This is a genomic window from Methylobacterium litchii (assembly GCF_038442315.1).
GTDB classification, from domain to species: domain Bacteria; phylum Pseudomonadota; class Alphaproteobacteria; order Rhizobiales; family Beijerinckiaceae; genus Methylobacterium; species Methylobacterium litchii.
Map to the genome: position 1 here is coordinate 34,642 of NZ_JBBXMY010000017.1, position 23,064 is coordinate 57,705.

Annotated in this window: 26 protein-coding genes; 12 read left to right on the forward strand and 14 right to left on the reverse strand. The window is 70.2% G+C overall.

The annotated features are described in order from the left end of the window. Positions 1-22 precede the first annotated feature (22 nt). Genes AAHF99_RS22545 through AAHF99_RS22555 form a run of 3 tightly spaced genes read left to right on the forward strand, consistent with a single transcriptional unit; the run spans position 23 to position 1,867 of the window. Positions 23-1,318, forward strand: a complete 1,296-nt coding sequence (locus AAHF99_RS22545) for an O-acetylhomoserine aminocarboxypropyltransferase/cysteine synthase family protein (RefSeq protein WP_342166668.1) — start codon at positions 23-25, stop codon at positions 1,316-1,318. Positions 1,319-1,364: 46 nt separating this feature from the next. After that, entirely contained in the window at positions 1,365-1,592 is a 228-nt protein-coding gene (locus AAHF99_RS22550) for a hypothetical protein (RefSeq protein WP_342166669.1), read from the forward strand. Beyond that, complete coding sequence (locus tag AAHF99_RS22555; protein ID WP_342166670.1) at positions 1,589-1,867, forward strand: type II toxin-antitoxin system RelE/ParE family toxin; 279 nt, start codon at positions 1,589-1,591, stop codon at positions 1,865-1,867. The genes AAHF99_RS22550 and AAHF99_RS22555 overlap by 4 nt, the downstream gene beginning before the upstream one ends. Before the next feature lie 9 nt (positions 1,868-1,876). On the opposite strand, the gene AAHF99_RS22560 is transcribed toward AAHF99_RS22555, so the two are convergent. The 9 genes from AAHF99_RS22560 to mdcA all read right to left on the reverse strand — a co-directional run bounded on the left by AAHF99_RS22560 (position 1,877) and on the right by mdcA (position 11,692). Beyond that, positions 1,877-3,046 carry an acetyl-CoA acetyltransferase gene (locus AAHF99_RS22560; protein ID WP_342166671.1) on the reverse strand — a complete coding sequence of 390 codons (1,170 nt, stop codon included), beginning with the start codon at positions 3,044-3,046 and terminating at the stop codon, positions 1,877-1,879. Between the two features lie 46 nt (positions 3,047-3,092). Next, positions 3,093-4,799, reverse strand: coding sequence for an IlvD/Edd family dehydratase (locus AAHF99_RS22565; protein WP_342166672.1), 1,707 nt, complete (start codon positions 4,797-4,799; stop codon positions 3,093-3,095). A gap of 223 nt (positions 4,800-5,022) precedes the next feature. Further along, positions 5,023-6,504: an aldehyde dehydrogenase gene (locus AAHF99_RS22570; RefSeq protein ID WP_342166673.1), complete on the reverse strand. Its 1,482-nt coding sequence runs from the start codon at positions 6,502-6,504 to the stop codon at positions 5,023-5,025. 62 nt (positions 6,505-6,566) lie between these two features. Beyond that, positions 6,567-7,490 (reverse strand): acyltransferase domain-containing protein, encoded by a 924-nt coding sequence (locus AAHF99_RS22575; protein WP_342166674.1) that lies wholly within the window; start codon positions 7,488-7,490, stop codon positions 6,567-6,569. Continuing rightward, positions 7,487-8,122, reverse strand: a complete 636-nt coding sequence (gene mdcG / locus AAHF99_RS22580; protein ID WP_342166675.1) for a malonate decarboxylase holo-[acyl-carrier-protein] synthase — start codon at positions 8,120-8,122, stop codon at positions 7,487-7,489. Before mdcG ends, AAHF99_RS22575 begins: the two co-directional genes overlap by 4 nt. After that, on the reverse strand, positions 8,112-8,828 hold the full coding sequence (mdcE, locus tag AAHF99_RS22585; protein ID WP_342166677.1) for a biotin-independent malonate decarboxylase subunit gamma: 717 nt from the start codon (positions 8,826-8,828) through the stop codon (positions 8,112-8,114). The genes mdcG and mdcE overlap by 11 nt, the downstream gene beginning before the upstream one ends. Beyond that, positions 8,815-9,729, reverse strand: coding sequence for a biotin-independent malonate decarboxylase subunit beta (locus AAHF99_RS22590; RefSeq protein WP_342166678.1), 915 nt, complete (start codon positions 9,727-9,729; stop codon positions 8,815-8,817). The genes mdcE and AAHF99_RS22590 overlap by 14 nt, the downstream gene beginning before the upstream one ends. A gap of 2 nt (positions 9,730-9,731) precedes the next feature. Continuing rightward, positions 9,732-10,040: a malonate decarboxylase acyl carrier protein gene (gene mdcC / locus AAHF99_RS22595; protein WP_342166679.1), complete on the reverse strand. Its 309-nt coding sequence runs from the start codon at positions 10,038-10,040 to the stop codon at positions 9,732-9,734. Between the two features lie 5 nt (positions 10,041-10,045). Continuing rightward, positions 10,046-11,692 (reverse strand): malonate decarboxylase subunit alpha, encoded by a 1,647-nt coding sequence (gene mdcA / locus AAHF99_RS22600; RefSeq protein ID WP_342166680.1) that lies wholly within the window; start codon positions 11,690-11,692, stop codon positions 10,046-10,048. A gap of 211 nt (positions 11,693-11,903) precedes the next feature. Here mdcA and madL point away from each other — a divergent pair, with 211 nt between their 5' ends. Genes madL through AAHF99_RS22615 form a run of 3 tightly spaced genes read left to right on the forward strand, consistent with a single transcriptional unit; the run spans position 11,904 to position 13,815 of the window. Next, entirely contained in the window at positions 11,904-12,341 is a 438-nt protein-coding gene (madL, locus tag AAHF99_RS22605; RefSeq protein ID WP_342166681.1) for a malonate transporter subunit MadL, read from the forward strand. Positions 12,342-12,359: 18 nt separating this feature from the next. After that, entirely contained in the window at positions 12,360-13,124 is a 765-nt protein-coding gene (gene madM, locus AAHF99_RS22610; RefSeq protein WP_342166716.1) for a malonate transporter subunit MadM, read from the forward strand. A 10-nt stretch (positions 13,125-13,134) separates the two neighbouring features. After that, positions 13,135-13,815 (forward strand): GntR family transcriptional regulator, encoded by a 681-nt coding sequence (locus AAHF99_RS22615; RefSeq protein WP_342166682.1) that lies wholly within the window; start codon positions 13,135-13,137, stop codon positions 13,813-13,815. Positions 13,816-13,822: 7 nt separating this feature from the next. Here AAHF99_RS22615 and AAHF99_RS22620 read toward each other — a convergent pair whose 3' ends face one another. Together AAHF99_RS22620 and AAHF99_RS22625 are read right to left on the reverse strand one after the other, a co-directional pair. Continuing rightward, positions 13,823-14,221 (reverse strand): cell division protein ZapA, encoded by a 399-nt coding sequence (locus tag AAHF99_RS22620; protein WP_243954561.1) that lies wholly within the window; start codon positions 14,219-14,221, stop codon positions 13,823-13,825. A gap of 4 nt (positions 14,222-14,225) precedes the next feature. Continuing rightward, entirely contained in the window at positions 14,226-14,513 is a 288-nt protein-coding gene (locus AAHF99_RS22625) for a DUF4164 family protein (protein WP_243954645.1), read from the reverse strand. 357 nt (positions 14,514-14,870) lie between these two features. Between AAHF99_RS22625 and gap the strand changes: the two genes are divergently transcribed. The 6 genes from gap to AAHF99_RS22655 all read left to right on the forward strand — a co-directional run bounded on the left by gap (position 14,871) and on the right by AAHF99_RS22655 (position 20,512). Beyond that, positions 14,871-15,875, forward strand: a complete 1,005-nt coding sequence (gap, locus tag AAHF99_RS22630) for a type I glyceraldehyde-3-phosphate dehydrogenase (protein ID WP_342166683.1) — start codon at positions 14,871-14,873, stop codon at positions 15,873-15,875. A gap of 86 nt (positions 15,876-15,961) precedes the next feature. Then, positions 15,962-16,438, forward strand: coding sequence for a hypothetical protein (locus AAHF99_RS22635; protein ID WP_342166684.1), 477 nt, complete (start codon positions 15,962-15,964; stop codon positions 16,436-16,438). A gap of 37 nt (positions 16,439-16,475) precedes the next feature. Next, positions 16,476-17,678 carry a phosphoglycerate kinase gene (locus AAHF99_RS22640; protein ID WP_342166685.1) on the forward strand — a complete coding sequence of 401 codons (1,203 nt, stop codon included), beginning with the start codon at positions 16,476-16,478 and terminating at the stop codon, positions 17,676-17,678. 63 nt (positions 17,679-17,741) lie between these two features. Beyond that, complete coding sequence (gene fba / locus AAHF99_RS22645; protein ID WP_243954568.1) at positions 17,742-18,812, forward strand: class II fructose-bisphosphate aldolase; 1,071 nt, start codon at positions 17,742-17,744, stop codon at positions 18,810-18,812. Between the two features lie 33 nt (positions 18,813-18,845). Continuing rightward, the gene (locus AAHF99_RS22650) at positions 18,846-19,499 is read left to right on the forward strand and encodes a thiamine phosphate synthase (protein ID WP_342166687.1); all 654 of its coding nucleotides are present in this window, start codon (positions 18,846-18,848) and stop codon (positions 19,497-19,499) included. Continuing rightward, positions 19,496-20,512 carry a tetratricopeptide repeat protein gene (locus AAHF99_RS22655; RefSeq protein ID WP_342166688.1) on the forward strand — a complete coding sequence of 339 codons (1,017 nt, stop codon included), beginning with the start codon at positions 19,496-19,498 and terminating at the stop codon, positions 20,510-20,512. Before AAHF99_RS22650 ends, AAHF99_RS22655 begins: the two co-directional genes overlap by 4 nt. 1 nt (position 20,513) lies before the next feature. Here the strand turns inward: AAHF99_RS22655 and AAHF99_RS22660 are convergent, their stop codons facing one another. The 3 genes from AAHF99_RS22660 to adh all read right to left on the reverse strand — a co-directional run bounded on the left by AAHF99_RS22660 (position 20,514) and on the right by adh (position 23,051). After that, entirely contained in the window at positions 20,514-20,918 is a 405-nt protein-coding gene (locus tag AAHF99_RS22660; RefSeq protein WP_342166717.1) for a cupin domain-containing protein, read from the reverse strand. A 53-nt stretch (positions 20,919-20,971) separates the two neighbouring features. Further along, a complete protein-coding gene (locus AAHF99_RS22665) occupies positions 20,972-21,397 on the reverse strand; it encodes a DUF779 domain-containing protein (RefSeq protein ID WP_243954575.1) in 426 nt (141 codons plus the stop codon). A gap of 130 nt (positions 21,398-21,527) precedes the next feature. After that, positions 21,528-23,051, reverse strand: coding sequence for an aldehyde dehydrogenase (gene adh, locus AAHF99_RS22670; RefSeq protein ID WP_243954577.1), 1,524 nt, complete (start codon positions 23,049-23,051; stop codon positions 21,528-21,530). Between the last annotated feature and the right edge of the window lie 13 nt (positions 23,052-23,064).

Below are 23,064 nucleotides of genomic sequence, written 5' to 3' on the forward strand. Positions count from 1 at the left end.
GCCGCCTGACCCGACGAGTCCCATGACCGACGAGACCCGACAGCACCGGTTCGCGACCCAGGCGATCCATGCGGGCGCCGCCCCCGACCCGGCCACGGGCGCGCGGGCGCAGCCGATCTACTTCACGAACGGCTTCGTGTTCGATTCGACCGAGCAGGCGGCCGACATCTTCGCCGTGCGCAAGACCGGCTTCTCCTACTCGCGCGGCTCAAACCCGACCGTGGCGGCCCTGGAGCGGCGCGTCGCGGCGCTGGAAGGCGCCAAGGCGGCCATCGCCGTCGCCTCCGGCCAGTCGGCGGTGCTGCTCGTGCTGATGACGCTGATGCGCAGCGGCGATTCCTACGTCGTGTCGCCACGCCTGTTCGGCGGGTCGCTTGGGCTGATGCGCCGCCTCGACGGCCGCTACGACCTGAAGCCCCGCTTCGCCCGCGGCATGGAGCCGGCGGATTTCGAGGCGGCGATCACGCCGGGCTGCAAGGCCATCGTCTGCGAATCCATCGTGAACCCCTGCGGCTTCGTGATGGACATCGAGGGCATCGCGGCAGTGGCCAAGCGCCACGGCCTGCCGCTGATCGTGGACAACACCCTCGCCTCCCCGGCCCTGATCCGGCCCATCGAGCACGGGGCCGACATCGTCGTGCACTCGACCTCGAAGTTCCTGGCAGGCTCTGGCCAAGTGATCGGCGGCGTGATCTGCGACGGCGGTACCTTCGACTGGGTGAAGGCCGGCGGCTACGACCTGATCAACGACCCCTGGCCGGATTACGACGGGCTCGTGATCCCGCAGCGCTTCCCGGAGACGCCGTTCGCCGTCGCCTGCCGCCTGTTCGGTCTGCGCGACCTCGGCCCCGGCCTATCGCCGATGAACGCCTTCCTGACGATCACCGGCATCGAGACCCTGCCGCTGCGCATGGAGCGCCATTGTTCCAACGCGAAGACCGTCGCCGCCTACCTCAAGGACCACCCGGCGGTGGAATGGGTCAGCTATCCCGGCCTGCCGGGCCAGACCGGCGAGGCCAACGCGGCGCGCTACACGCCGAAGGGACCCGGCGCGATCTTCACCTTCGCTCTCAAGGGTGGGGAGAAGGCGGCGCTGAAGTTCATCACCTCGCTGGAACTGGTCTCGCACCTCGTCAATATCGGTGAGATCAAGACGCTGGCGATTCACCCGGCGACCACGACCCACCGGCAATTGCCCGACAACGAGAAAGCTATCGCCTTCGTCGGGCCGGAGACGGTGCGGCTCTCGATCGGGCTGGAGAACGTCGAGGATCTGATCGCGGATATCGCGCAGGCGCTGGAGCAGGCGGGGGCGTAGGAGACCGCCCTCGACGGCGAGGCTCCACCCGCTTCATAATGCGCGAATGACGGACCTGCTCGACAAGGCGGTCTCGACCGCCCGGACCCTTCCCGCCCACGCGCAGGACGAGATCGCGCGCATGGTGCTCGCCCTCGTGGGCTCCGATCCGGCGGTCTACCAGTTCACGCCGGAGGAAGAGGCTGAACTCACCGAGTCGGAAGCGGCCATGGCGCGGGGCGATTTCGCCAGCGACGAAGAGGTGGACGCGATCTGGGCGAAGTATGGCGCGTGAGGCTGCGTCTCACCCGGCCGGCATCGCGCCAACTCGAAGCGGTTCTCCAGCACATCGCGAAGCATCACCCGCAGGGTGCCGAGAACGTTCGTGACCGGCTGCGCTCGGTCATGAACGTTCTCGTCGATCATCCCTTCGCGGGACGTGTCACTGCCCGTCCGCAGGTCCGGCGGATCATTGCCCTGCCCTATCCCCATGCGATCACCTACACGGTCGCGGATGGGGACGTCGTGCTCCTCGGCATCCGGCACACGGCTCGCCGCCCGCAAGGGTGAGCGCGCGCGCTACTTCCGCCGCTCCAGGATCGACACGTAGTTGGCGACCGCTGCGCCGCCCATGTTGAACACGCCCGCGAGCTCGGCGCCGGGCACCTGCATCTCGCCGGCCTCGTTCATCAGCTGCAGGCAGGCCATGACGTGCATCGAGACGCCCGTCGCGCCGACTGGGTGGCCCTTGGCCTTGAGCCCGCCCGACGGGTTCACCGGCAAGCGGCCGCCCTTCTCCGTCATCCCCTCGCGGACGATCCGAAAGCCTTCGCCCGGCGCGGCGAGGCCCATCGCCTCGTATTCGAGGAGTTCGGCGATGGTGAAGCAATCGTGGGTCTCCACGAAGGAGAGATCCTCGTTGCCGATCCCGGCCTGCGCGCGGGCCTTGTCCCAGGCGCGGCGGGCGCCCTCGAAGGCGGTGGGGTCGCGGCGTGACAGGGGGAGGATGTCGTTCACCTGCGCCCGCGCCCGGAAGCCGATGGCCCGCTCCAACCGCGCGGCGGTCTCGGCATCGGCCACGACGATGGCGGCGGCCCCGTCCGAGATCAGCGAGCAATCGGTGCGCCGCAGCGGCGCGGCGACGTAGGGGTTCTTGTCCGAGACCCTGTTGCAGAACTCGAAGCCGAGGTCCTTGCGCAGCTGTGCGTAGGGGTTGCCGACGCCGTTGCGGTGGTTCTTGGCGGCGATGCGGGCCAACTCCTCGCTGCGGTCGCCGTAGCGCTGGAAGTAGCCCGCCGCGATGCGCCCGAACACGCCCGCGAAGCCGCCCTCGATCTCGGCCTCCTCCTTCCGGTAGGAGGCGCCGAGCAGGATGTCCCCGGTCTCGGCGACGGATTTCGCGGTCATTTTCTCCGCGCCGACCACGAGGGCGATGCGGCCCCGGCCGCTGTCCACGAAGTCGAGGGCCGCGTAGAGCGCCGCAGAGCCAGTGGCGCAGGCGTTTTCCAGATGCGTCGAGGGGACGTGCGCGAGGTCCGGCTGGTTCAGGGCGACCAGGGAGCCCTCGAAGCCCTGCTTCGAGAAGCCGGTGTTCATGACGCCGACATAGATGCCGTCGACCTCGGACGCCGCGACGCCGGCATGGGTCAGCGCCTCGCCGGAGACGCGGGCGATCAGGCTCTCGACGTCGGGGTCTTCGAGCTTGCCGAAGGGGGTGTGGGCCCAGCCCACGATGCAGGCGCGCGTCATCGTTTCTCTCCCGTTGCCCGGACGATGGCCCCGCCGATCCCCCGGATCAAGGGTGGTCCGGCGCGGCTCCGGCGAGGAAGTCGAAATCGCAGCCCTCCGGCGCCTGGGTGACGCTCTTCCGGTAGAGGGCCTTGTAGCCCCGCTTCGGCGCGGGCGGCGGCTCGTGCGCGGCGAGGCGGCGGGCGATCTCCTCCGGCGCGACCAGCAGGTCGATGCGCTTCTCCTTCACCGAGAGGCGGATGCGGTCGCCGTCGCGCACGGCGGCCAGCGGCCCGCCGATGGCCGCTTCGGGGGCGACGTGCAGCACGATGGTGCCGAAGGCCGTGCCCGACATGCGCGCGTCCGAGATGCGCACCATGTCCTTTACCCCGGTGCGGGCGAGCTTCTTCGGGATCGGCAGGTAGCCCGCCTCCGGCATCCCGGCGGCGTGCGGGCCGGCATTCTGCAGGACGAGGATGTCGTCCGGCGTGACGTCGAGGTCGGGGTCGTCGATCCGGGCCGACAGGTTTTCGAGCCCGGTGAACACCACCGCCCGGCCCTCGGTCTCGAACAGGCCGGGCGTCGCGGCGGCGCGCTTGAAGATCGCCCCGTCCGGCGCGAGGCTGCCGCCGAGGGTGATGAGGCCGCCCTGCGGCGAGACCGGATCGGTGAAGGGCCGGATCACCGCGCGGTCGACCCAGGTCTCCGGCTCGTCCAGCCGCTCGGCCAGGGTGCGGCCCTCGATGTCCACGGTGTCGAGGTGCAGGAGCGGGCGCAGCTCGCGCAGGAGGGCGCCCATGCCGCCGGCCGCATGGAAATCCTCCATGTACCCGTCGCCGACCGGCTTCAGATCGACGAGCACGGGGGTCTCGTCGGAGATGGCGTTGAACCGCTCGTAGGGGATGCGGATGCCGACCCGCCCGGCGATGGCGGTGAGGTGGACGATGGCGTTGGTCGAGCCCGACACCGCCATCAGCACGCGGACCGCGTTCTCGACGGACTTTTGCGTGATGACCCGGCTCGGGCGGATCTTCGTCTCGATCAGGCGCACGGCGGCGCGGCCAGTCTCCTCGGCGGCGACGAGCCGGTCGGAATGGACGGCCGGGATCGCCGCCGTTCCCGGCAGCGACATGCCCAACGCTTCCGCGATGCAGGCCATGGTGGAGGCGGTGCCCATCACCGCGCAGGTGCCCTGCGTGACCGAGAGCCGCCCCTCGACCTCGGCGATCTCCTCGTCATCGACGGTGCCCGCGCGGTACTTCGCCCAGAAGCCCCGGCAATCTGTGCAGGCGCCGAGCCGCTGGCCCCGGTGGCGGCCAGTGGACATCGGCCCGGTGACGAGCTGGATCGCCGGCAGATCGGCCGAGGCGGCGCCCATCAACTGGGCCGGCACGGTCTTGTCGCAGCCGCCGATCAGCACCACCGCATCCATGGGCTGGGCGAGGATCATCTCCTCCGTGTCCATGGCCATGAGGTTGCGGTAGACCATGCTGGTCGGGTTGAGGAACACCTCCCCCAGCGACACGGTCGGGAACGGGCGCGGCAGGGCGCCGGCTTCGAGCACCCCGCGCGAGACCGCCTCCACCAGTTCCGGCATCCCCCGGTGGCAATTGTTGAAGCCCGAGGGCGTCATGGCGATGCCCACCACCGGCTTGTTCAGGAGCCGAGGCGAGATCCCCATGGAGCGCGCGAAGGAGCGCCGGAGATACCGGGCGAAATCCCGGTCGCCGTAATTGGTGAGTCCCCGGTCGAGGCCGTGCGGTTCGTCGGTCATCGTGGCTCCTCGGGCCTCACCGCAGGTGGAATGCGATCCACGCCGCGGCGAGCAGGATGACGGCTGTCAGGGCGAGGCGATAGGCCGGTTTCATCTGCTTTCGCCCCTGGCACCACGTCTTTGCGAGCGCAGCGAAGCAATCCAGGGATGCGGGCCTTCTCAGAACGCAGCGCCGCCCTGGATTGCTTCGCTCTCGCTCGCAATGACGGTGTGGCTCTTGTGCCTACCGCATCACGAACGGGTTCTCCGGCGCGTCGCGGCTGGTGGAGATCCAGATGCTCTTGGTCTCCAGATACTCGCGGATCGACTCGATGCCGCTCTCGCGACCGAGGCCGGAGCGCTTCATGCCGCCAAACGGCATCATGTAGCTCACCGCCCGGTAGGTGTTCACCCAGACCGTGCCCGCCTTCAGGCCCTTCGACATCCGCATTGCCTTGCCGATATCCTGCGTCCAGACGCCGGCCGCGAGGCCGTAGATCACGTCGTTGCCGAGCCGCAGCGCCTCGGCCTCGTCCTCGAAGCCGATGATCGATAGGACCGGGCCGAACACCTCCTCCTGCGCGATGCGCATGGAGTTCGTCACGTCGGCGAAGATCGTCGGCTCCACGAACTGGCCGCCCTTCACGCCCTCGCCGGTGGCCGGGTTGCCGCCGAAGACGCAGCGGGCGCCCTCCTTCTTGGCGACCGCGATGTAGTCCAGCACCTTCCGGTACTGCGGCGGGGTGGTGATGGGGCCGATATTGGTGCCGGAATCCATCGGGTCGCCGAGCTTGGCGGATTTTGCCAGCTCGATCAGCCGGGCGGTGAAGTCCTCGCGGATGCTGTTCTGCACGAGCAGGCGGGAGCCCGCGATGCAGGTCTGGCCGGTGGCGGCGAAGATGCCGGAGATGGCGCCGGCGGCGGCCATCTTCAGGTCGGCGTCGGCGAAGACGATGTTCGGCGACTTGCCGCCGAGTTCGAGGGCCACGCGCTTCACCTGCTTGGCGGCGTCCGAGTAGATCCGCGCGCCGGTCGCATCCGAGCCGGTGAAGGTGATCTTGGCGACGTCGGGGTGCTCTACGATGGCCGCGCCGGTCTCGGCACCGTAGCCGGTGACGACATTCAGCATCCCGTCCGGCAGGTCCGCCTCCTTGAGGAGGGCGGCGAATTCCAGCGTGCTCGCGGAGGCGAACTCAGACGGCTTGATCACCACGGCGCAGCCGGCGGCCAGCGCCGGGGCGCATTTCCAGGCCACGAACAGCAGCGGCGAGTTCCAGGCGGTCAGGGCGCCGACCACGCCCACCGGCTCGTGGGTGGTGAAGGCGAAGGTCTCCGGCTTGTCGATCGGCACCTGCGTGCCCTCGATCTTGTCCGCGAGGCCGGCGAAGTAATACCACCATTCCGGCTGGTAGCGGGTCTGGCCGTGCATTTCGGCAAAGAGCTTGCCGTTGTCGCGGGTCTCGATCTCCGCCAGATGCTTGGCCTCGCGGGCGACGATGTCGCCGATCTTACGCAGCACCTTGCCCCGCGCCGAGGCGGTCATCGTGGACCAGGGGCCTTCGGTCATGGCGCGCTTGGCCGCCGCTACGGCCCGGTCGACATCGGCCTTCGAGCCGCGCGGGATTTTGGCCCAGGGTTCGCCGCGATAGGGATCGACCGAGTCGAACCACTCGCCCTCGACCGGATCGACGAAGCGGCCGTCGATGTAGTGCTGGTAGGTCTTCATGGCGCGTTTCCCTGGCGCGGCGGTTTGCCGGGATATGGGGGAGCCGGCCTCCCCGGCCAGCCTCAGCCGCGCCCGATCCAGTCGCGCACGCCCTCCACCGAGCGGAACGCGTCGAGGGCATGGACCCGGATGCCGGGCAGGGCGGCCTGCGCCATGGTGGCCAGCGCATGGCCGGGGCCGAGTTCGAGCACATGGGTCGCGCCGTACTCGCCGCAGGCCTCCAGGCAGGCGGCCCAGTCGATCGTGTGGGAGATCTGCCGCGCGAGCTTGTCGAGCCCCGCCTGCGGCTGGAACACCGCCGCGCCGTCGAGGCCGCTCAGCAGACGCGGTGCGGAGGGCGGCGGTCGGTGAAGCTCGGCCTCCGCCAGGATCTGCCGGAAACGCTCCGAGGCGGCGGCGAGCAGGGGGGTGTGCGAGGGCGTCGCGACGGCCAGCGGCACGGCCCGCTGGGCGCCCTGTGCCAGGGCTTCCTTACAGAGGGCGTCGAGGGCGTCCCGCTTCCCGCCGACCACGCCGCTGTCGGCGGCGTTGCGGATGGCGAGGTGGCATCCGTGCCGCCGGGCGAGGTCGTCCAGGGCCTGGAGGGTGAGGCCGCGGATGCCCGCGAGGCCGAACCCCTCGCCGGAAGCCGCGTCCATCGCCTCGGCGCGGGCGGCGGCGAGGCGCAGCACCGTGGCGGCGTCGAACCGGCCCGCGACGCCCCAGGCGGCGAGGTCGCCGATGGAATAGCCCGCCACGATGGCCCGGCCGGGCTGGCCCGCCGCGATGACGCTCCATCCCGCGAGCGCCGCGACGCAGCACAGGATCTGCCCCGTGCGGTTGCCGTGCAGCCCCTCCCCGGCCTGGGCGAGGTCGCGCGGGTCGGTGCCGCCGAGGAGCGGGCGGGCCGCCTCGAACACGAGCTGCGCCTCCGGCCGCGCGGCGGTGAGGTCGAACATGGCCGGGTGCTGGCCGCCCTGGCCCGACAGGAGGATCGCGAGGGTCATAGCGTCACCGGCCGCATCGCCACCCGGTCGAGGTATTTCACCAGCACGGTGCCGCCGGGCGGCGCCTCGTGCAACTCCCGCCACTGCACCCCGCCGCCATCCGGCAGGAGGATTTCGCCGTCGAGGCGCATCGGTGCCGTGGCGTCGATGCGGGCAACGCCGTCCAGGAGCGTGCGCGGGACCGGCCCCGGCCACAGCAGATCGAGGTCGGACGTGGGTGAGAGGTAGGTCAGGCCCGTCACCGCCTGCCACAGCAGGGCGCCGAAGGGCCGGGGCGTCACGCCGTGTTCGCCTGCGAGCGCCAGCAGGGCGGCGATGGCGTCCTGCCACGCGGCCGGGGCGTGGGGCGCCGCCTCGGCGAGACTCGGCGGCGTCACCGGCCGCAGGGTTTCCGCCGGCAGGGCGAGGCCGATCCGGCGCTTGCCGTCCGCCGGGGGCAGGGGCAGGCCGAGCGGCACGAACGCGTCGCCCTCCCCCGGCACGCGGCGGCGGACGATGAGCGGGCGGCCCGCCTTCGCCCAGCCGGGCAGGTGCGGCACGCCGTCGAGGTCGCGCCGCCCGGCGAGCAGCGCGTCCCACGCGGCGGGCGCGGCCGCCACGAGATCGTGGCGGGCGAAGGCCTCAGCCGGCACGGAGCCGCCCGGCGACGAGGCCCGCGATTTCCTCCGCGACCGGGCGCCCTCCCCGCTCGCGGCCGAGGCGGTCGCGGACGTCGCCCTCCGGCCGGTCGGCGATCAGGGAGGCGATCTGCGGCCCGAGCGGCGCGGCGGGATCGAGCACCGCGTGGACGGCGCCCGTGGCGAGCATGTTGTCGAGGCCCGGCGCGAAGACCGGCGTCGATTGCGCCATCTCCTGAAGCTTTTCGAGCGGCAGCTTGGTGACGCGGGCGACGGAGGGCAGGTCCATCACGCTCGGGTTGGCGCCGGGGAGCGCGGCCAGCACCCGCGTCGCGAGCGCCGTGGCGATGAAGGCGCCGGCCGCCGAATGCCCGTAGAGCAGGCCGATGGTCGGGTGCCCGTGCCGGTCGGCGAGCAGCAGCGCCTTGGCGAGATGCGCGAGGCATTCGTTGAGGCCGAGGAGTTCGTCGCGCCGGCTCATGCGCTGGCTGTCGGAATCGACCGCCACGAGGATCGGCGCCTTGTCCCCCGCCCGCACCGCGTCGAGGACGTGGCCGGCGAGCGTCAGCGCGCCCTCGACGCCGAGCGGCGTGTCGCCGTCGATGCCGATCACCCGCATCCGGCCGCCCTCGAAGGGGCCGTCTCCAACGACGAGCCCGTCCGCGACCGTGACCGCATGGCCCTCGGGAAAGAGCGAAGTCAGGATCTCAGCGAGCGTCATGGCGGGCCTCCTGCACGCGGGCGACGGTCTCCTCGAAGGCGCGCGTGTCCATGGCGGGGACCGCGTCGGGATCGTTGACGCCGAGCCGCGCCCAGATCTCCGTGGCGTCGCGGCAATCGCCGAAGCGCTCGATGCGGGCGCGCAGGCGTGCCTGCTCGGCTTCCAGCGTCGCGAGGTCGAAGGCCGGCGCCCGGCCGATCAGGTCGAGGGCGGCGGCGCGGAAGGCCGCCACGGTGTCGTCGCAGAAGGCGTCGGCCCCGCCGATCAGGCGGCGGTGCTTGCCGCCCATGGTGCGCCAGACCAGCGCCCGGTCGCGGGAATCGAATTCCTCGGCGCCCTTGTTGGTCTCGATGACCTCCGGCCCCGAGACCGAGATACGCCCGCCCTCAGAGACGGCCAGCCGCGAGCAGGTGCCGGCGATGAGCCCGCCGCCGCCGTAGCAGCCGGCCCGGCCGCCGATCAGCCCGATCACCGGCACGCCCGCTGCGCGGGCCTCGGTGATGGCGCGCATCGTCTCGGCGATGGCGGTCTCGCCGGCATTGGCCTCCTGCAAGCGGACGCCGCCGGTGTCGAAGAGGAGGAGCACGGCCTCGGGCTTCGCCGCGACGGCGGCGCGGAGCATCCCCACGAGCTTGCCGCCATGGACCTCGCCGAAGGCCCCGCCCATGAAGCGGCCCTCCTGCGCGGCGACGAACACCGTCCGCCCATCGAGGGCACCGGAGCCGACGACGATGCCGTCATCGAAGGCGCGGGGCAGGTCGAACAGCGGCAGGTGCGGGCTCATCCGCCGCTCGGCCGGGCCGATGGCCTCCCGGAAGCTGTCGGCATCGAGGAGCGCGTCGAGGCGCTGGCGGGCGCTGGCCTCGTACCAGCTCAGGCGGTCGCGGTCGGGTCCGGCCATCTCTAAGCCTCCAGCAGCCGGGCGCCCTGCAACAGGCGCAGGGAGACGGTGTCCGGCCGGGCGCCGCCGTCGTTGATCGAGATGCGCACGCCGCCGGGCTGGGCGCGGGCGACGAAATCCGCCACCACCGCCTCCCAGACCTGGCCGTAGCCGGCGATCGGCGTCTCGATGGCGATCTCGAACGCGTCCGGCGGCAGCACCCGCTCCAGCAGGATTTCGAGGTTGCCGGAGGCCACGACCCCGGTGATCGCCTGGGCCTTGGTGCCGGGCAGCGGCTTCTGCGTGGTGTGGCGGAAGGTCAGGGATTCCATGACACTCACCAGTTCCTGAACTTGGCCGGCGGCTCGTAGAGCCCCCCGGACCAATGCACGAGATCCTTGATCGAGCGCGCCGCCAGCAGCGAGCGGTCGGCGTCCAGGGGCTCGATGCCGAGGTCTTCCGGCCGGCGGATGATGCCGCGTGCGCGCAACTCCTCGACCTTCGCCCGGTCGCGGCCCCGGCCGATCTCGGTGTAGCCCGCGACCCCCCGGATCGCCTGCTCCCGGTCGTCCGCGTCGCGGCAGAGGAGGAGGTTGGCGATGCCTTCCTCGGTGACGATGTGGGTGACGTCGTCGGCGTAGATCATGACCGGCGCCAGTTCGAGGCCGATCTTCTTCGCAAGCTCCATTGCGTCGAGCCGTTCCACGAAGGTCGGGACGAGCCCGTCGCCGAAGGTCTCGACCAACTGCACCACGAGCTTGCGCCCGCGCATCAGCGCCGGATCGCCGACCACCTGCGCCTCCCGGCCCGCCTTCATCCAGGCGTCGGAGGAGTGGCGGCGGCCGTGCGGGTCCGAGCCCATGTTCGGCGCCCCGCCGAAGCCCGCGACGCGGGACTGCGTGACGGTGGAGGAATGCCCCATCAGGTCGATCTGGAGGGTGGCCCCGATGAACATGTCGCAGGCGTAGAGCCCGGCCGTCTGGCACAGCGCCCGGTTCGAGCGCAGCGACCCGTCGGCGCCTGTGAAGAACACGTCCGACCGCTCGCGGATGTAGCGGTCCATGCCGACTTCCGAGCCGAAGCAGTGGACCTGCTTCACCCAGCCGGATTCGATGGCCGGGATCAGGGTCGGGTGCGGGTTCAGGGCGAAATGCGTGGCGATCTCGCCCTTCAGCCCGAGCTTTTCGCCGTAGGTCGGCAGCAGCAATTCGATGGCCGCCGTGCCGAAGCCGATGCCGTGGTTGAGCCGGCGCACGCCGTACTCGGCGTAGATGCCCTTGATCGCCATCATGGCGATGAGGATCTGCGTCTCGGTCATCGCCGCCGGGTCGCGGGTGAACAGCGGCTCCACGAAGAACGGGCTGTCCGCCTCGACCACGAAATCCACCCGGTCGCCGGGGATGTCCACCCGGGGCACCTTGTCGACGATCTCGTTCACCTGCGCGACGACGACGCCGTTCTTGAAGTGCGTCGCCTCCACGATGGTCGGCGTGTCCTCGGTGTTCGGCCCCGTATAGAGGTTGCCCTCCCGGTCGGCCGAGACGCCCGCGATCAGCGCCACATGGGGAGTCAGGTCGATGAAGTAGCGGGCGAAGAGTTCGAGGTAGGTGTGCACCGCCCCGAGCTTGATCTGGCCGCCATAGAGCATCTTGGCGACGCGGGCGCCCTGCGGACCCGAATAGGAATAGTCCAGCCGCTCGGCGATGCCGGTCTCGAACACGTCGAGATGCTCCGGCAGCACGATGCCCGACTGCACCATGTGCAGCCCGTTCACCTTGGCCGGATCGCATCGGCTGAGCGCGCGGGCGAGGCAATCCGCCTGCTTCTGGTTGTCGCCCTCCAGGCAGACGCGGTCACCCGGCTTCAGTACCGCCTCGAGCAACGCCACCGCTGCGTCCGCCGGAACGACTTTGCCCCGCGCGTGCGCCCGCCCCGCCTCGATGCGCGCGTCGCGGGCCCGCCTCTCCCCGCGCCAATCGGCCATCGCTCGTCTCCCTTGTATGCGGAAAAGAGGTTAGCGCGGCTGGGTGAACTTTCAAACCTTTAATTTTCACATTCTCGTATATCGCATTGCCAAATTGGCACGATGTTGCATACGTTGGGGCTAACAAACCCAGGGAAAGGACACGCCCCATGCCGCATCCGGCGGAATCCGTCCGCGCGCCGTCGCCGCTCAGTCATGGGAGGTCCGCGCGATGATCGTCTTCGGTGTCGCCCTGCTCGCCGCCTGCACGCTGATCGGCGTGTATCTCGGCGACCTCCTCGGGATCGCGCTCGGCGTGAAGGCGAATGTCGGCGGTGTCGGCATCGCCATGATCCTGCTCATCGCCGCGCGGATCTGGCTCGACCGGCGGGGCAAGCTGTCGAAGGGCGTCAAGTTCGGCGTCGAGTTCTGGGCCGGGATGTACATCCCCATCGTCGTCGCCATGGCGGCGCAGCAAAACGTGGTCGCCGCGCTCACCGGTGGCCCCATCGTCGTCATCGCGGCGGTGGGCTCGCTGGTCCTGTGCTTCGGCGCGGTGGCGCTCCTGAGCCGCTTCGGCGGACAAGGCCACGCGGGCCCAGAGGCCGCCCATGCCGGCGCCGTCATCGAGGGCGAGGCCGGCGAGATCGCGCCGCGGCGGGAGGTCTGAGCCATGAACAGCACCGGCATCTGGCACGGCATTGAGCACGTCTTCATCGAGCAGAGCCTCGTCGCGGCCTTCGCCGTCGTCGGCGGGCTGATCCTGGTCTCCAACTACGCGGCGAAACGCCTGACCAACGGCCGGGTTCACGGCTCGGCCATCGCCATCGTGCTCGGGCTGGTGCTCGCGTATTTCGGCGGGCTGTACACGGGCGGAAAGAAGGGCGTCGCCGACATCCCGGCGCTCGCCGGCATCGGCCTGATGGGCGGGGCGATGCTGCGCGACTTCGCCATCGTCGCCACCGCCTTCGAGGTGGACGTGATCGAGGCCCGCCGCGCCGGGCTCCTCGGTGTGCTGGCGCTGGCGCTCGGCACGATCCTGCCCTTCATCGTCGGCACGCTGACGGCGGTGGCCTTCGGCTACCGTGACGCGGTGTCGATCACGACCATCGGCGCGGGTGCGATTACCTACATTGTCGGCCCAGTGACGGGGGCGGCCATCGGCGCCGATTCGACGGTGATGGCCCTTTCCATCGCGACCGGCGTGACCAAGGCGGTGATGGTGATGGTCGGCACGCCGCTCGTCGCCAAGCTGATCGGGCTCGACAATCCCCGCTCCGCGATGGCCTATGGCGGCCTGATGGGGACGGTGAGCGGTGTCGCCGGGGGCTTGGCGGCCACCGATCCGAAGCTCGTTCCCTACGGCGCGCTGACGGCGACGTTCCACACGGGCATCGGGTGCCTCGTGGGGCCGTCGATCTTCTTCCTCACGGTGCGCGCCCTCGTCGGCTGAGGGGCTGGGCATGGACGGCGGCGAAGCGGTGGAGAGTGCGGAGCGAGGGCTCCTGTCGGAGCGCATCCGCAACGCGCTGACGGACGCCATCGCGGCGGGGGATTTCGCCGCCGGCACCACCCTCGACGAGCAGCTTCTCGCCGACCGCTACGGCGCCTCGCGCACCCCCGTTCGCGAGGCCCTGCGCCAGCTCGCGGCCTCGGGCCTCGTGGAGATCCGCCCCCGCCGGGGGGTGGTGGTGGCGCAATTCACCCCGCAACGGATCGGCGACATGTTCGAGACCTCCGCCGAGGTCGAGGCCCTGTGCGCCCGGCTCGCCACCTACCGCATGACGCCCCTCGAACGGGGGGCGCTCATCGACCTGCACGACCGCTCGGCGGATTCCGTGGCGGCGGGGGATGTCGACACCTACGACCGGCTGAACCGCGCCTTCCACGAAGCGCTCTACGCCGGCACCCATAACGGCTTCCTCGCGGAGCAGGCCTTGGCCCTGCGCGAACGGCTCGCCGCCTTCCGGCGCACGCAACTGCGCCAGGGCGACCGCATCCACCGCTCGCATGAGGAGCACGGCGACATTCTGGCCGCCATGTCGGAGGGGGACGGCGAGAGGGCCGCCCGCCAAATGCGCGCGCACATGCTGCGCGCCGCCGCCGCGCTGGGCCGCTACATCGCCGGGCCGGGGGGCGAGTGAGCGGAGGCTAGTCCCCCTCCCCGCCCCGTCCGAACGGCGCGCTGCCGAGGGGGGCGTTGAGGGCGTCCGCGAGGCGGGCGAGCCGGCCGGTGGCGGCGGCGATGCCCTCGGCCGCCCGCGTGGCCGCCTCGTCCCGGTCCCGTTCCGCGGCCTCGACCACGGAGCGCGACTGCGCCACCTCGGTCTCCAGGGCCGCGAAGCGCTTGCGCAGGTCCGACAGCTCGTCCGAGATCGTCAGCGCGGCCATCACGTGCAGCCGCATGTCGCCGATCTCGCCGAAGCTCTCCCGCATCCGCGCGACGCGCTCGCTGAAATCCTGCGTCAGGGCGGTCAGGTGCGCCTCCTCGTCCTTGCCGCAGGACATGCGGTAGGTCTTGCTGTCGATGGTGACGGTGATGATCGGCATCCGGTCAGTGCCTTTCCAGCACGCCGGCCACGGCGGCGATGGCCCTGTCGAGCCGGTTTCCGACCTCGCCCGACGTCGCCTCCACCTGCGCGAGCCGCGCGCTCGCCGCGTCGAGGGCGGCGGCGAGCCGGCTCCGGTCCTCGCCGAGCAGCGACAGTTCGGTGTCGCGGTCGTCGGGGGCGGCTTCCGCTTCGAGCCGGCGGGTCACGGTCGCCTCAAGGCGCGCGAGGACGGCGTCGAGCCGTTGCAAGGCTTCGGACACGGGATCTGAATCGGGCACGTCGGACGGCATCGTCATCTTGAGTGAGGGCATGGTGCGGGCAGGCCCAAGTGTCGACCGGATGGTTGACGATTTCCAGGGAAAAAGCCTCTCCGAGGAATCTCTGCAGTCTTCGCCCGGCGCAATTCACCGAAGTTCGTGACAACCAGTGGTTTGTCACTTCCCGTCGTTTGACAGGTCGGGGCGCCATGCTAGACAGCCGCGCGTTCCCGAAGTGGACCACCGAGCCGCCGCCGGGCGGGCCCGCGACCGCATTTCCTTCGCCGCACCCGAGAGCGTTGCGGCGGTGCCGGAATGGCGGAGCACCGGTTCATCCCCGGTTCAAGCCCGCGCGAGCAGGGCTGCCCGGAATCAGGAAGGATCATTGCCGTGACGAAGGTTGCCATCAACGGGTTCGGGCGCATCGGCCGCAACGTGCTGCGCGCCATTGCCGAGTCCGGCCGCAAGGACATCGAGGTCGTGGCGATCAACGATCTCGGCCCGGTCGAGACCAACGCGCACCTGCTCCGTTTCGATTCCGTGCATGGCCGCTTCCCCGGCCAGGTCGCGGTCGATGGCGAATTTCTCGTGGTCGATGGCCACCGCATCAAGGTAACGGCCGTCCGCAACCCGGCCGAGCTGCCGCACCGTGATCTCGGCGTGGACATCGCCCTCGAGTGCACCGGCATCTTCACCTCGAAGGACAAGGCCAAGGCCCACCTCGATGCCGGCGCCAAGCGCGTCCTCGTCTCGGCCCCCGCCGACGGCGCCGACCTGACGGTCGTCTACGGCGTGAACCACGACAAGCTCCAGGCCGACCACCTTGTGGTCTCGAACGCCTCCTGCACCACCAACTGCCTCGCGCCGGTCGCGAAGGTGCTGCACGAGGCCATCGGCATCGAGCGTGGTTTCATGACCACGATCCACTCCTACACCAACGACCAGCCGTCGCTGGACCAGATGCACAAGGACCTCTACCGGGCCCGTGCCGCGTCGCTGTCGATGATCCCGACCACCACCGGCGCCGCCAAGGCCGTGGGCCTCGTGCTGCCGGAGCTGAAGGGCCTCCTCGACGGCACCTCGATCCGCGTGCCGACCCCGAACGTCTCGGCGGTCGATCTCGTGTTCACGGCCAAGCGCCAGACCTCGGTGCAGGAGGTCAACGACGCGATCAAGGCCGCCGCCGCCGGCCCGCTCAAGGGCGTCCTCGGCGTCACCGATCAGCCGAACGTCTCGATCGACTTCAACCACGATCCCCATTCGTCCACCTTCCACCTCGACCAGACCAAGGTGATGGACGGCGTGCTCGTCCGCATCCTGACCTGGTACGACAACGAGTGGGGCTTCTCGAACCGCATGGCCGACACCGCCGTCGCCATGGCCAAGCTGATCTGATCGACCGCGACCGGCCCCGCCGCCCCTGATGGGCGGCGGGGCGATCTGTTTGTGTACGGCGTTCCTTCGGAAGGGTGGTTCTCGGGATGGCAGACGCGTCGCAGGGCTCTTCGAGCGGACAGGGTTTCATCCCCCAGGCTTCCGCTTCGGCACCTCCGCCTCCTCCCGCACCCGTCGCTCCCCCGCCTTCCGCCGTTCCCGCCGCCGGCTCCGCCGCGGCCCCGATGACCTCCATTTCCGCCAACCAGCTCTTCGACCAGCTCGCCCGGATCGAGGACAAGACCTCGCGCATCGAGGACAAGTACGCCCGCTCCGAGGCGCTGCTGTCCCGCGTCGAGGACAAGGTCGAGGGTGCCACCGGCCGGATGAACGAGGCTGCCCGGCAATCCGACCTCGCCGCCCTGCGCAACGAGGTGCGCGGTCTCGCCGAGCGCACCCGCCGCCTGCCGGGGACCGGCGCCCTCGTCCTCACCGCCGTCATCACCGCCGTGCTGACGGTCGCGCTGATGGTGGCGCTCCAGCGCTTCAACCTCGACCAGCTGCTGCCGCCGCGCGCCGGCTGATCCCGCCTTTCTGTCTTCCGACCCCTCAAAGGACCCGATGAGCGCCTTCCGCACCCTCGACGATGCCGGTTCGCTTCAGGGGAAGCGCGTGCTCCTGCGCGTCGACCTGAACGTGCCCATGGACAACGGCCGCGTCACCGACGCGACGCGGATCGAGCGGGTCGTCCCGACCATCCGCGAGATCGCCGGCAAGGGCGCGAAGGTGGTGCTGCTCGCGCATTTCGGCCGTCCGAAGGGCAAGCGCGAGGCCAAGGATTCCCTCGAGCCGGTGGTGCCGGCCCTGTCGAAGGCGCTGGGCCAGCCGGTCGCCTTCGCCTCCGATTGCATCGGCGACCCGGCGGCCCAGGCCGTCGCTGCGATGAAGGACGGGGACGTGCTCCTGTTGGAGAACACCCGCTACCATGCGGGCGAGGAGAAGAACGAGGCCGGCTTCGCCGACGCGCTCGCCGCCAACGGCGACGTCTACGTCAACGAGGCGTTCTCGGCCGCCCACCGCGCCCACGCCTCGACGGAGGGCTTGGCCCACCGCCTGCCGGCCTATGCCGGCCGCGAGATGCAGGCCGAGCTCGACGCTCTCACCAAGGGGCTGGAATCCCCCCAGCGCCCGGTCATCGCCCTCGTCGGCGGCGCCAAGGTGTCGTCCAAGATCGACCTCCTCGAAAACCTCGTCGCCAAGGTCGACATGCTGGTGATCGGCGGCGGCATGGCCAACACCTTCCTGCACGCGCAGGGCAAGTCGGTGGGCAAGTCCCTCTGCGAGAAGGACCTCGCCGACACCGCGACCCGCATCCTCGCCGCCGCCGAGAAGGCCGGCTGCCGGATCATCCTACCGGTCGATGCCGTCTCGGCCTCCGAGTTCAAGGCGGACGCGGCCCACGAGACCGTCCCGGTCGATGCCGTGCCGGAGACCGGCATGATCCTCGATGCCGGCCCGCAATCGGTCGCCGAGATCAACGCCGCCATCGACGGCGCGAAGACCCTCGTCTGGAACGGCCCGCTCGGCGCCTTCGAACTCACCCCCTTCGACGCGGCGACCGTCGCGGCAGCCCGGCACGCGGCCGAGCGCACCAAGGCGGGCCAGCTGGTCTCGGTGGCGGGCGGCGGCGACACCGTGGCCGCACTCAACCACGCTGGCGTCGGCCAGACCTTTACCTACGTCTCGACGGCAGGCGGCGCCTTCCTCGAATGGCTGGAGGGCAAGGCCCTTCCGGGCGTCGAGGCGCTGCGCGCCAAGGGCTGAACTGGAATTTCACGCCCTCACGGGCGTTTGCATCGCGACACATCGAACGGGAAGGCGGACACCATGGCACGGATCACCCTGAGGCAGCTCCTCGACCACGCCGCCGAGCATGAATACGGCGTGCCGGCCTTCAACCTGAACAACATGGAGCAGGGGCTCGCCATCATGGCGGCTGCCGACGCCACCGATTCGCCGGTCATCCTGCAGGCGAGCCGGGGCGCCCGCGCCTACGCGAACGACATCGTGCTGGCCAAGCTGATCGACGGCCTCGTCGAGATCTACCCGCACATCCCGGTCTGCATGCACCTCGACCACGGGAACAACGAGGCGACCTGCGCCACCGCCATCCAGTACGGCTTCACCTCCGTGATGATGGACGGCTCGCTCAAGGCGGACGGCAAGACCCCGGCCGACTACACCTACAACGTCGAGATCACCCGCAACGTCACCCAGATGGCCCATTGGGCCGGCGTCTCGGTGGAAGGCGAACTCGGCGTGCTCGGCTCGCTGGAGAGCGGCCAGGGCGAGGCCGAGGACGGCCACGGCGCCGAGGGCACCCTCTCCCACGACCAGCTCCTCACCGACCCGGAGGAGGCGGTGAAGTTCGTGCAGGCGACCAAGGTCGATGCGCTGGCCGTCGCGATGGGCACCAGCCACGGCGCCTACAAGTTCACCCGCCAGCCCGACGGCGACGTGCTGGCCATGAACGTGATCGAGGAGATCCACCGCCGCCTGCCGACGACCCACCTCGTCATGCACGGCTCCTCCTCGGTGCCGCAGGACCTGCAGGACATCATCAACCAGTATGGCGGCCAGATGAAGCCGACCTGGGGCGTGCCGGTCGAGGAGATCCAGCGCGGGATCAAGCACGGCGTGCGCAAGATCAACATCGACACCGACAACCGGATGGCCATGACCGGCCAGATCCGCAAGGTGCTCACCGAGAACCCCTCGGAGTTCGACCCGCGCAAGTACCTCAAGCCCGCCATGGACGCGATGACGAAGCTCTGCCGGCAGCGTTTCGAGGAGTTCAACACGGCGGGCCAGGGCTCGAAGATCCGCCCGATCTCCGTGGCCGAAATGGCCAAGCGTTATGCCAACGGCTCCCTCGACCCGAAGATCGGGGCGCAGTAAGCGAAGGCGGTTTCAGCCTCGCATCAAGGGCCCATGGTCGATCAACGTCTCGCTCTCCTCGGTCCCCACGGCCTCGACGCCGCAGGGGCCGAGGCTCTCTTGCCCGCCCTTGAGGCCGCCTGCGCCGCAGGCGACGTCGCGGCGGTGATCCTGCGGCTCGCCCCCGCCGACGAGCGGGCGCTGACCGCCCTCGTGAAGCGCGCCTCCGCCATCACTCAGGCGCGGGAGGCCGCCCTCGTCATCGCCTGCCCCGGCTTCGCGGGAGACCTCGTGCAGGTCGCCGCGCGGGGTGGCGCCGACGGCGTCCACCTCGACAAGCCCCGTGACCCCGCGAGCGACCTCGGCGACCTGCGGTCCCGCCTGAAGGACGGGCGCATCCTCGGGACCGGCGGGCTCGAATCGAAGCACATCGCCATGGAAGCCGGCGAGGCGGGCGTCGATTACCTCATGTTCGGTGGCCTCTACCCGGACGGCGCCGCGCCGGATGCCGAAACCGTGCTGGCGCGGGCCGGCTGGTGGGCCGAGATCTTCGAGACGCCCTGCGTCGCCGTTGCCGCGACGGAGCCGGAGCTGCCCGCGCTCGTGGAGACCGGCGCGGAGTTCGTCGGGCTCGAGAGCGCGCTCTGGCTGTCCGATCCGTCCGTCGTTGCACGGGCTCAGGCCCTCATCGGAGCGCAGGCCGGATGAGGATGCGCACCCTCGCCCTCGCCGCCCTCCTGATCGCCCAGGGGCCGGCCCACGCCGCCTCGGTCGTCGATCCGAAGGCCACGGACGTGCCCCCCGCCGACAAGAAGCCGTCGCGGGAATTGCCGACGCCCTACACGCCGAACTACAGCGGCGGCGCCGTACCCCCGGTGAGCGGCCAGCCGCCGGATTTTGCCTACGGCGCCTACCAGCGCGGCCAGTACGTGACCGCCTTCCGCGAGGCGACCAAGCGCATCGAGGCCAACCCCAAGGATTCGGCGGCGATGACGCTGCTCGGGGAGTTGTACAATCAGGGGCTCGGCGTTCCGCAGAACCCGGTGAAGGCGGCCGACTGGTACAAGCTCGCCGCCGCGCAGAAGGACCCGGCCGCGATGTCCTCGCTCGGCCTGATGGCCCTCGACGGACGCGGCGTCGCGCGCGACCCCAAGGCCGGGCGGCGCTGGCTGGAACAGGCCGCCGCCATCGGCTCGCCGGCCGCATCCTACAATCTCGGGTTGATCCTGATCGGCACCGGCCTGCCCGCCGACGAGGCCGAGGCCGCCAAGCAGTTCCGCAAGGCCGCCGACGCGGAACTCGGGCCGGCGCAGCACGATCTCGGCGTGCTCTACCTGCAGGGGCGCGGGGTGCCCAAGGACCCGACCGAGGCGGCCTCGTGGTTCCGCCGCTCGGCCGACAACGGCGACCTCGCGGGTGAGGTCGAGTTCGCGATCCTGCTGTTCAACGGGACGGGCGTGCCGAAGGACGAGCGGGCGGCGGCCCGCTACTTCCTGCACGCGGCCAAGCGCGGCAACGCCATCGCGCAGAACCGCGTCGCCCGCCTCTATGCCTCGGGGCGCGGCCTGCCGAAGAACCTCGTGGAGGCGGCCGCCTGGAACCTCGCCGCCGCCGGGCAGGGCCTGTCCGATGCGTGGCTCGACCAAGCCGTCGCCGGGCTCTCCGCCGAGGAGAAGGCGCGGGCGGAACGGCTCGGCAACGACCGGATCGAGGCGCAGTAAGTCAGGCTTCGGCCTTCGACCAATCCACCCCGGCTTCGAGTTCCGGCAGGAGGACGACGCTCTCCTGCTCGTTCGGATCGGTGCGGGCGATCACCGCCACCACCGGTTCCGTCGCGCTGCGATTGTAGGGCAGGTGCGGGACGTTCGCGGCGATGTAGACGAACTCCCCCGCCCCGGCGATGGCGTGGTGTTCCAGCCGCTCGCCCCAGAAACAGCCCGACACGCCCTTCAGAACGTGGATCGCCGTCTCGTGCGCCTCGTGCTTGTGGGCGTGGGCGCGCTCGCCGGGGGCGATCTCCAGCAACTGCATGTGCAGCGCCGTGGCGCCCACCGCCTCCGCCGAGATGGCGTGGCGGTAGAGGTGGCCCTGCTTGCCCCGGAAGGGCGCACCCTCCCGCACCACCATGAGGCCGGCTCGTTCGGTCACCTGTTCCTCCCGCTGCAATCAGCGGCAGGACATCACAACCGGCACGCGCCGCCAAGCGCGTCGTTCTCGGCTTGGGTGAAGAGACGCGAGCGGATGTGGAAGCGCTTCTCGCGGCCGTTCTCCAGGGAGAACATGCCCCCCCGGCCGGGCACCACGTCGAGCATGATGTGGGTGTGCTTCCAGACCTCGAACTGCGAGCGGGAGATGAAGAAATCCGCCCCGCCGACCTGGCCGAGATGGACGTCGCCGTCGCCGACGATGAAGTCGCCGACCGGGTAGCACATCGGCGAGGAGCCGTCGCAGCAGCCGCCCGACTGGTGGAACATCACCGGCCCGTACTCGCCCTTCAATTCCTCGATCAGCGCCAGGGCCACGGGCGTGGCGGTGACCCGCAGCGGTGTCCCGTCCGCGCCGGTCTGCTCGGCGGTGGTGGCCTCGACCGTCTCCGTGGCGCTCATGCGCTCCTCCCGTTCGTTGCTTGCCGTAGGATCTATGGCCGTCAGGTGGGGGCGGCGAGCCCCGGACGCAAAGAGGCCCCGGCCGAATGACCGGGGCCCAAGGCAGTCTCGGGGGGAGACTCGGCGAGGCTCAGAAGAATCCGAGCTTCTTCGCCGAGTAGCTAACCAGCATATTCTTCGTCTGCTGGTAGTGGTCGAGCATCATCTTGTGGGTCTCGCGGCCGATGCCGGACTGCTTGTAGCCGCCGAAGGCCGCGTGGGCCGGGTAGGCGTGGTAGCAGTTCGTCCAGACGCGGCCTGCCTGGATCGCCCGGCCGAAGCGGTAGGCGCGGGTCCCGTCGCGGGTCCAGACGCCAGCGCCGAGGCCGTAGAGCGTATCGTTGGCGATGGAGAGGGCGTCGGCGTCGTCCTTGAAGGTCGTGACCGACAAGACCGGGCCGAAGATCTCTTCCTGGAAGATCCGCATCTTGTTGTGGCCGCGGAAGACGGTGGGCTTCATGTAGAAGCCCTCGGCCAGCTCACCCTCGCGCACGCCGCGCTCACCGCCGGTGAGGCACTCCGCGCCCTCCTGCTTGCCGATGTCGACGTAGCTGAGGATCTTCTCCAGCTGCTCGCTCGACGCCTGGGCGCCGATCATGGTGGCCGGATCGAGGGGCGAGCCCTGCGTGATCGCCTCGACGCGCTTGATCGCCCGCTCCATGAACCGGTCGTAGATCGATTCGTGGACGAGGGCGCGGCTCGGGCAGGTGCAGACTTCGCCCTGGTTCAGGGCGAACATCGTGAAGCCTTCGAGCGCCTTATCGAAGAAGTCGTCGTCCTCGTTCGCGACGTCGGCGAAGAAGATGTTCGGCGACTTGCCGCCCAATTCCAGCGTCACCGGGATCAGGTTCTGCGAGGCGTACTGCATGATGAGGCGGCCGGTGGTCGTCTCACCCGTGAAGGCGATCTTCGCGATGCGCGGCGAGGAGGCCAGCGGCTTGCCGGCTTCCAGGCCGAAGCCGTTGACGATGTTCAGCACGCCCGGCGGCAGCAGGTCGCCGATGACTTCCATCAGCACCAGCACGGAGGCCGGGGTCTGCTCGGCGGGCTTCAGCACCACGCAATTGCCGGCGGCCAGCGCCGGGGCGAGCTTCCACACCGCCATCAGGATGGGGAAGTTCCACGGGATGATCTGGCCGACGACGCCCAGCGGCTCGTGGAAGTGGTAAGCGACCGTGTCGTGGTCGATCTCGGAGATCGAGCCTTCCTGCGCCCGCACGCAGCCGGCGAAGTAGCGGAAATGGTCGATGGCCAGCGGGATGTCGGCGTGCGTCGTCTCGCGGATCGGCTTGCCGTTGTCCCACGTCTCGGCCAGGGCGAGGAGATCGAGGTTCTCCTCCATCCGATCGGCCATCTTGTTCAGGATGCGGGCGCGCTCGCCCGGCGCGGTGCGGCCCCAGGCCTCCTTGGCCGCGTGGGCGGCGTCGAGCGCCCGGTCGATGTCGGTCGAATCGGAGCGGGCCACCTCGCACACGACCTTACCGGTAATCGGCGAGGTATTCTCGAAGTAGCGGCCGGCATTGGGGGCGACCCACTGGCCGCCGATGAAGTTCTCGTAACGCGACGAGAACGGCGACTTCGTGCGGCTGTCGCCGAAGAATTCGGGCTTGTTCATGGGCGTACTCCCT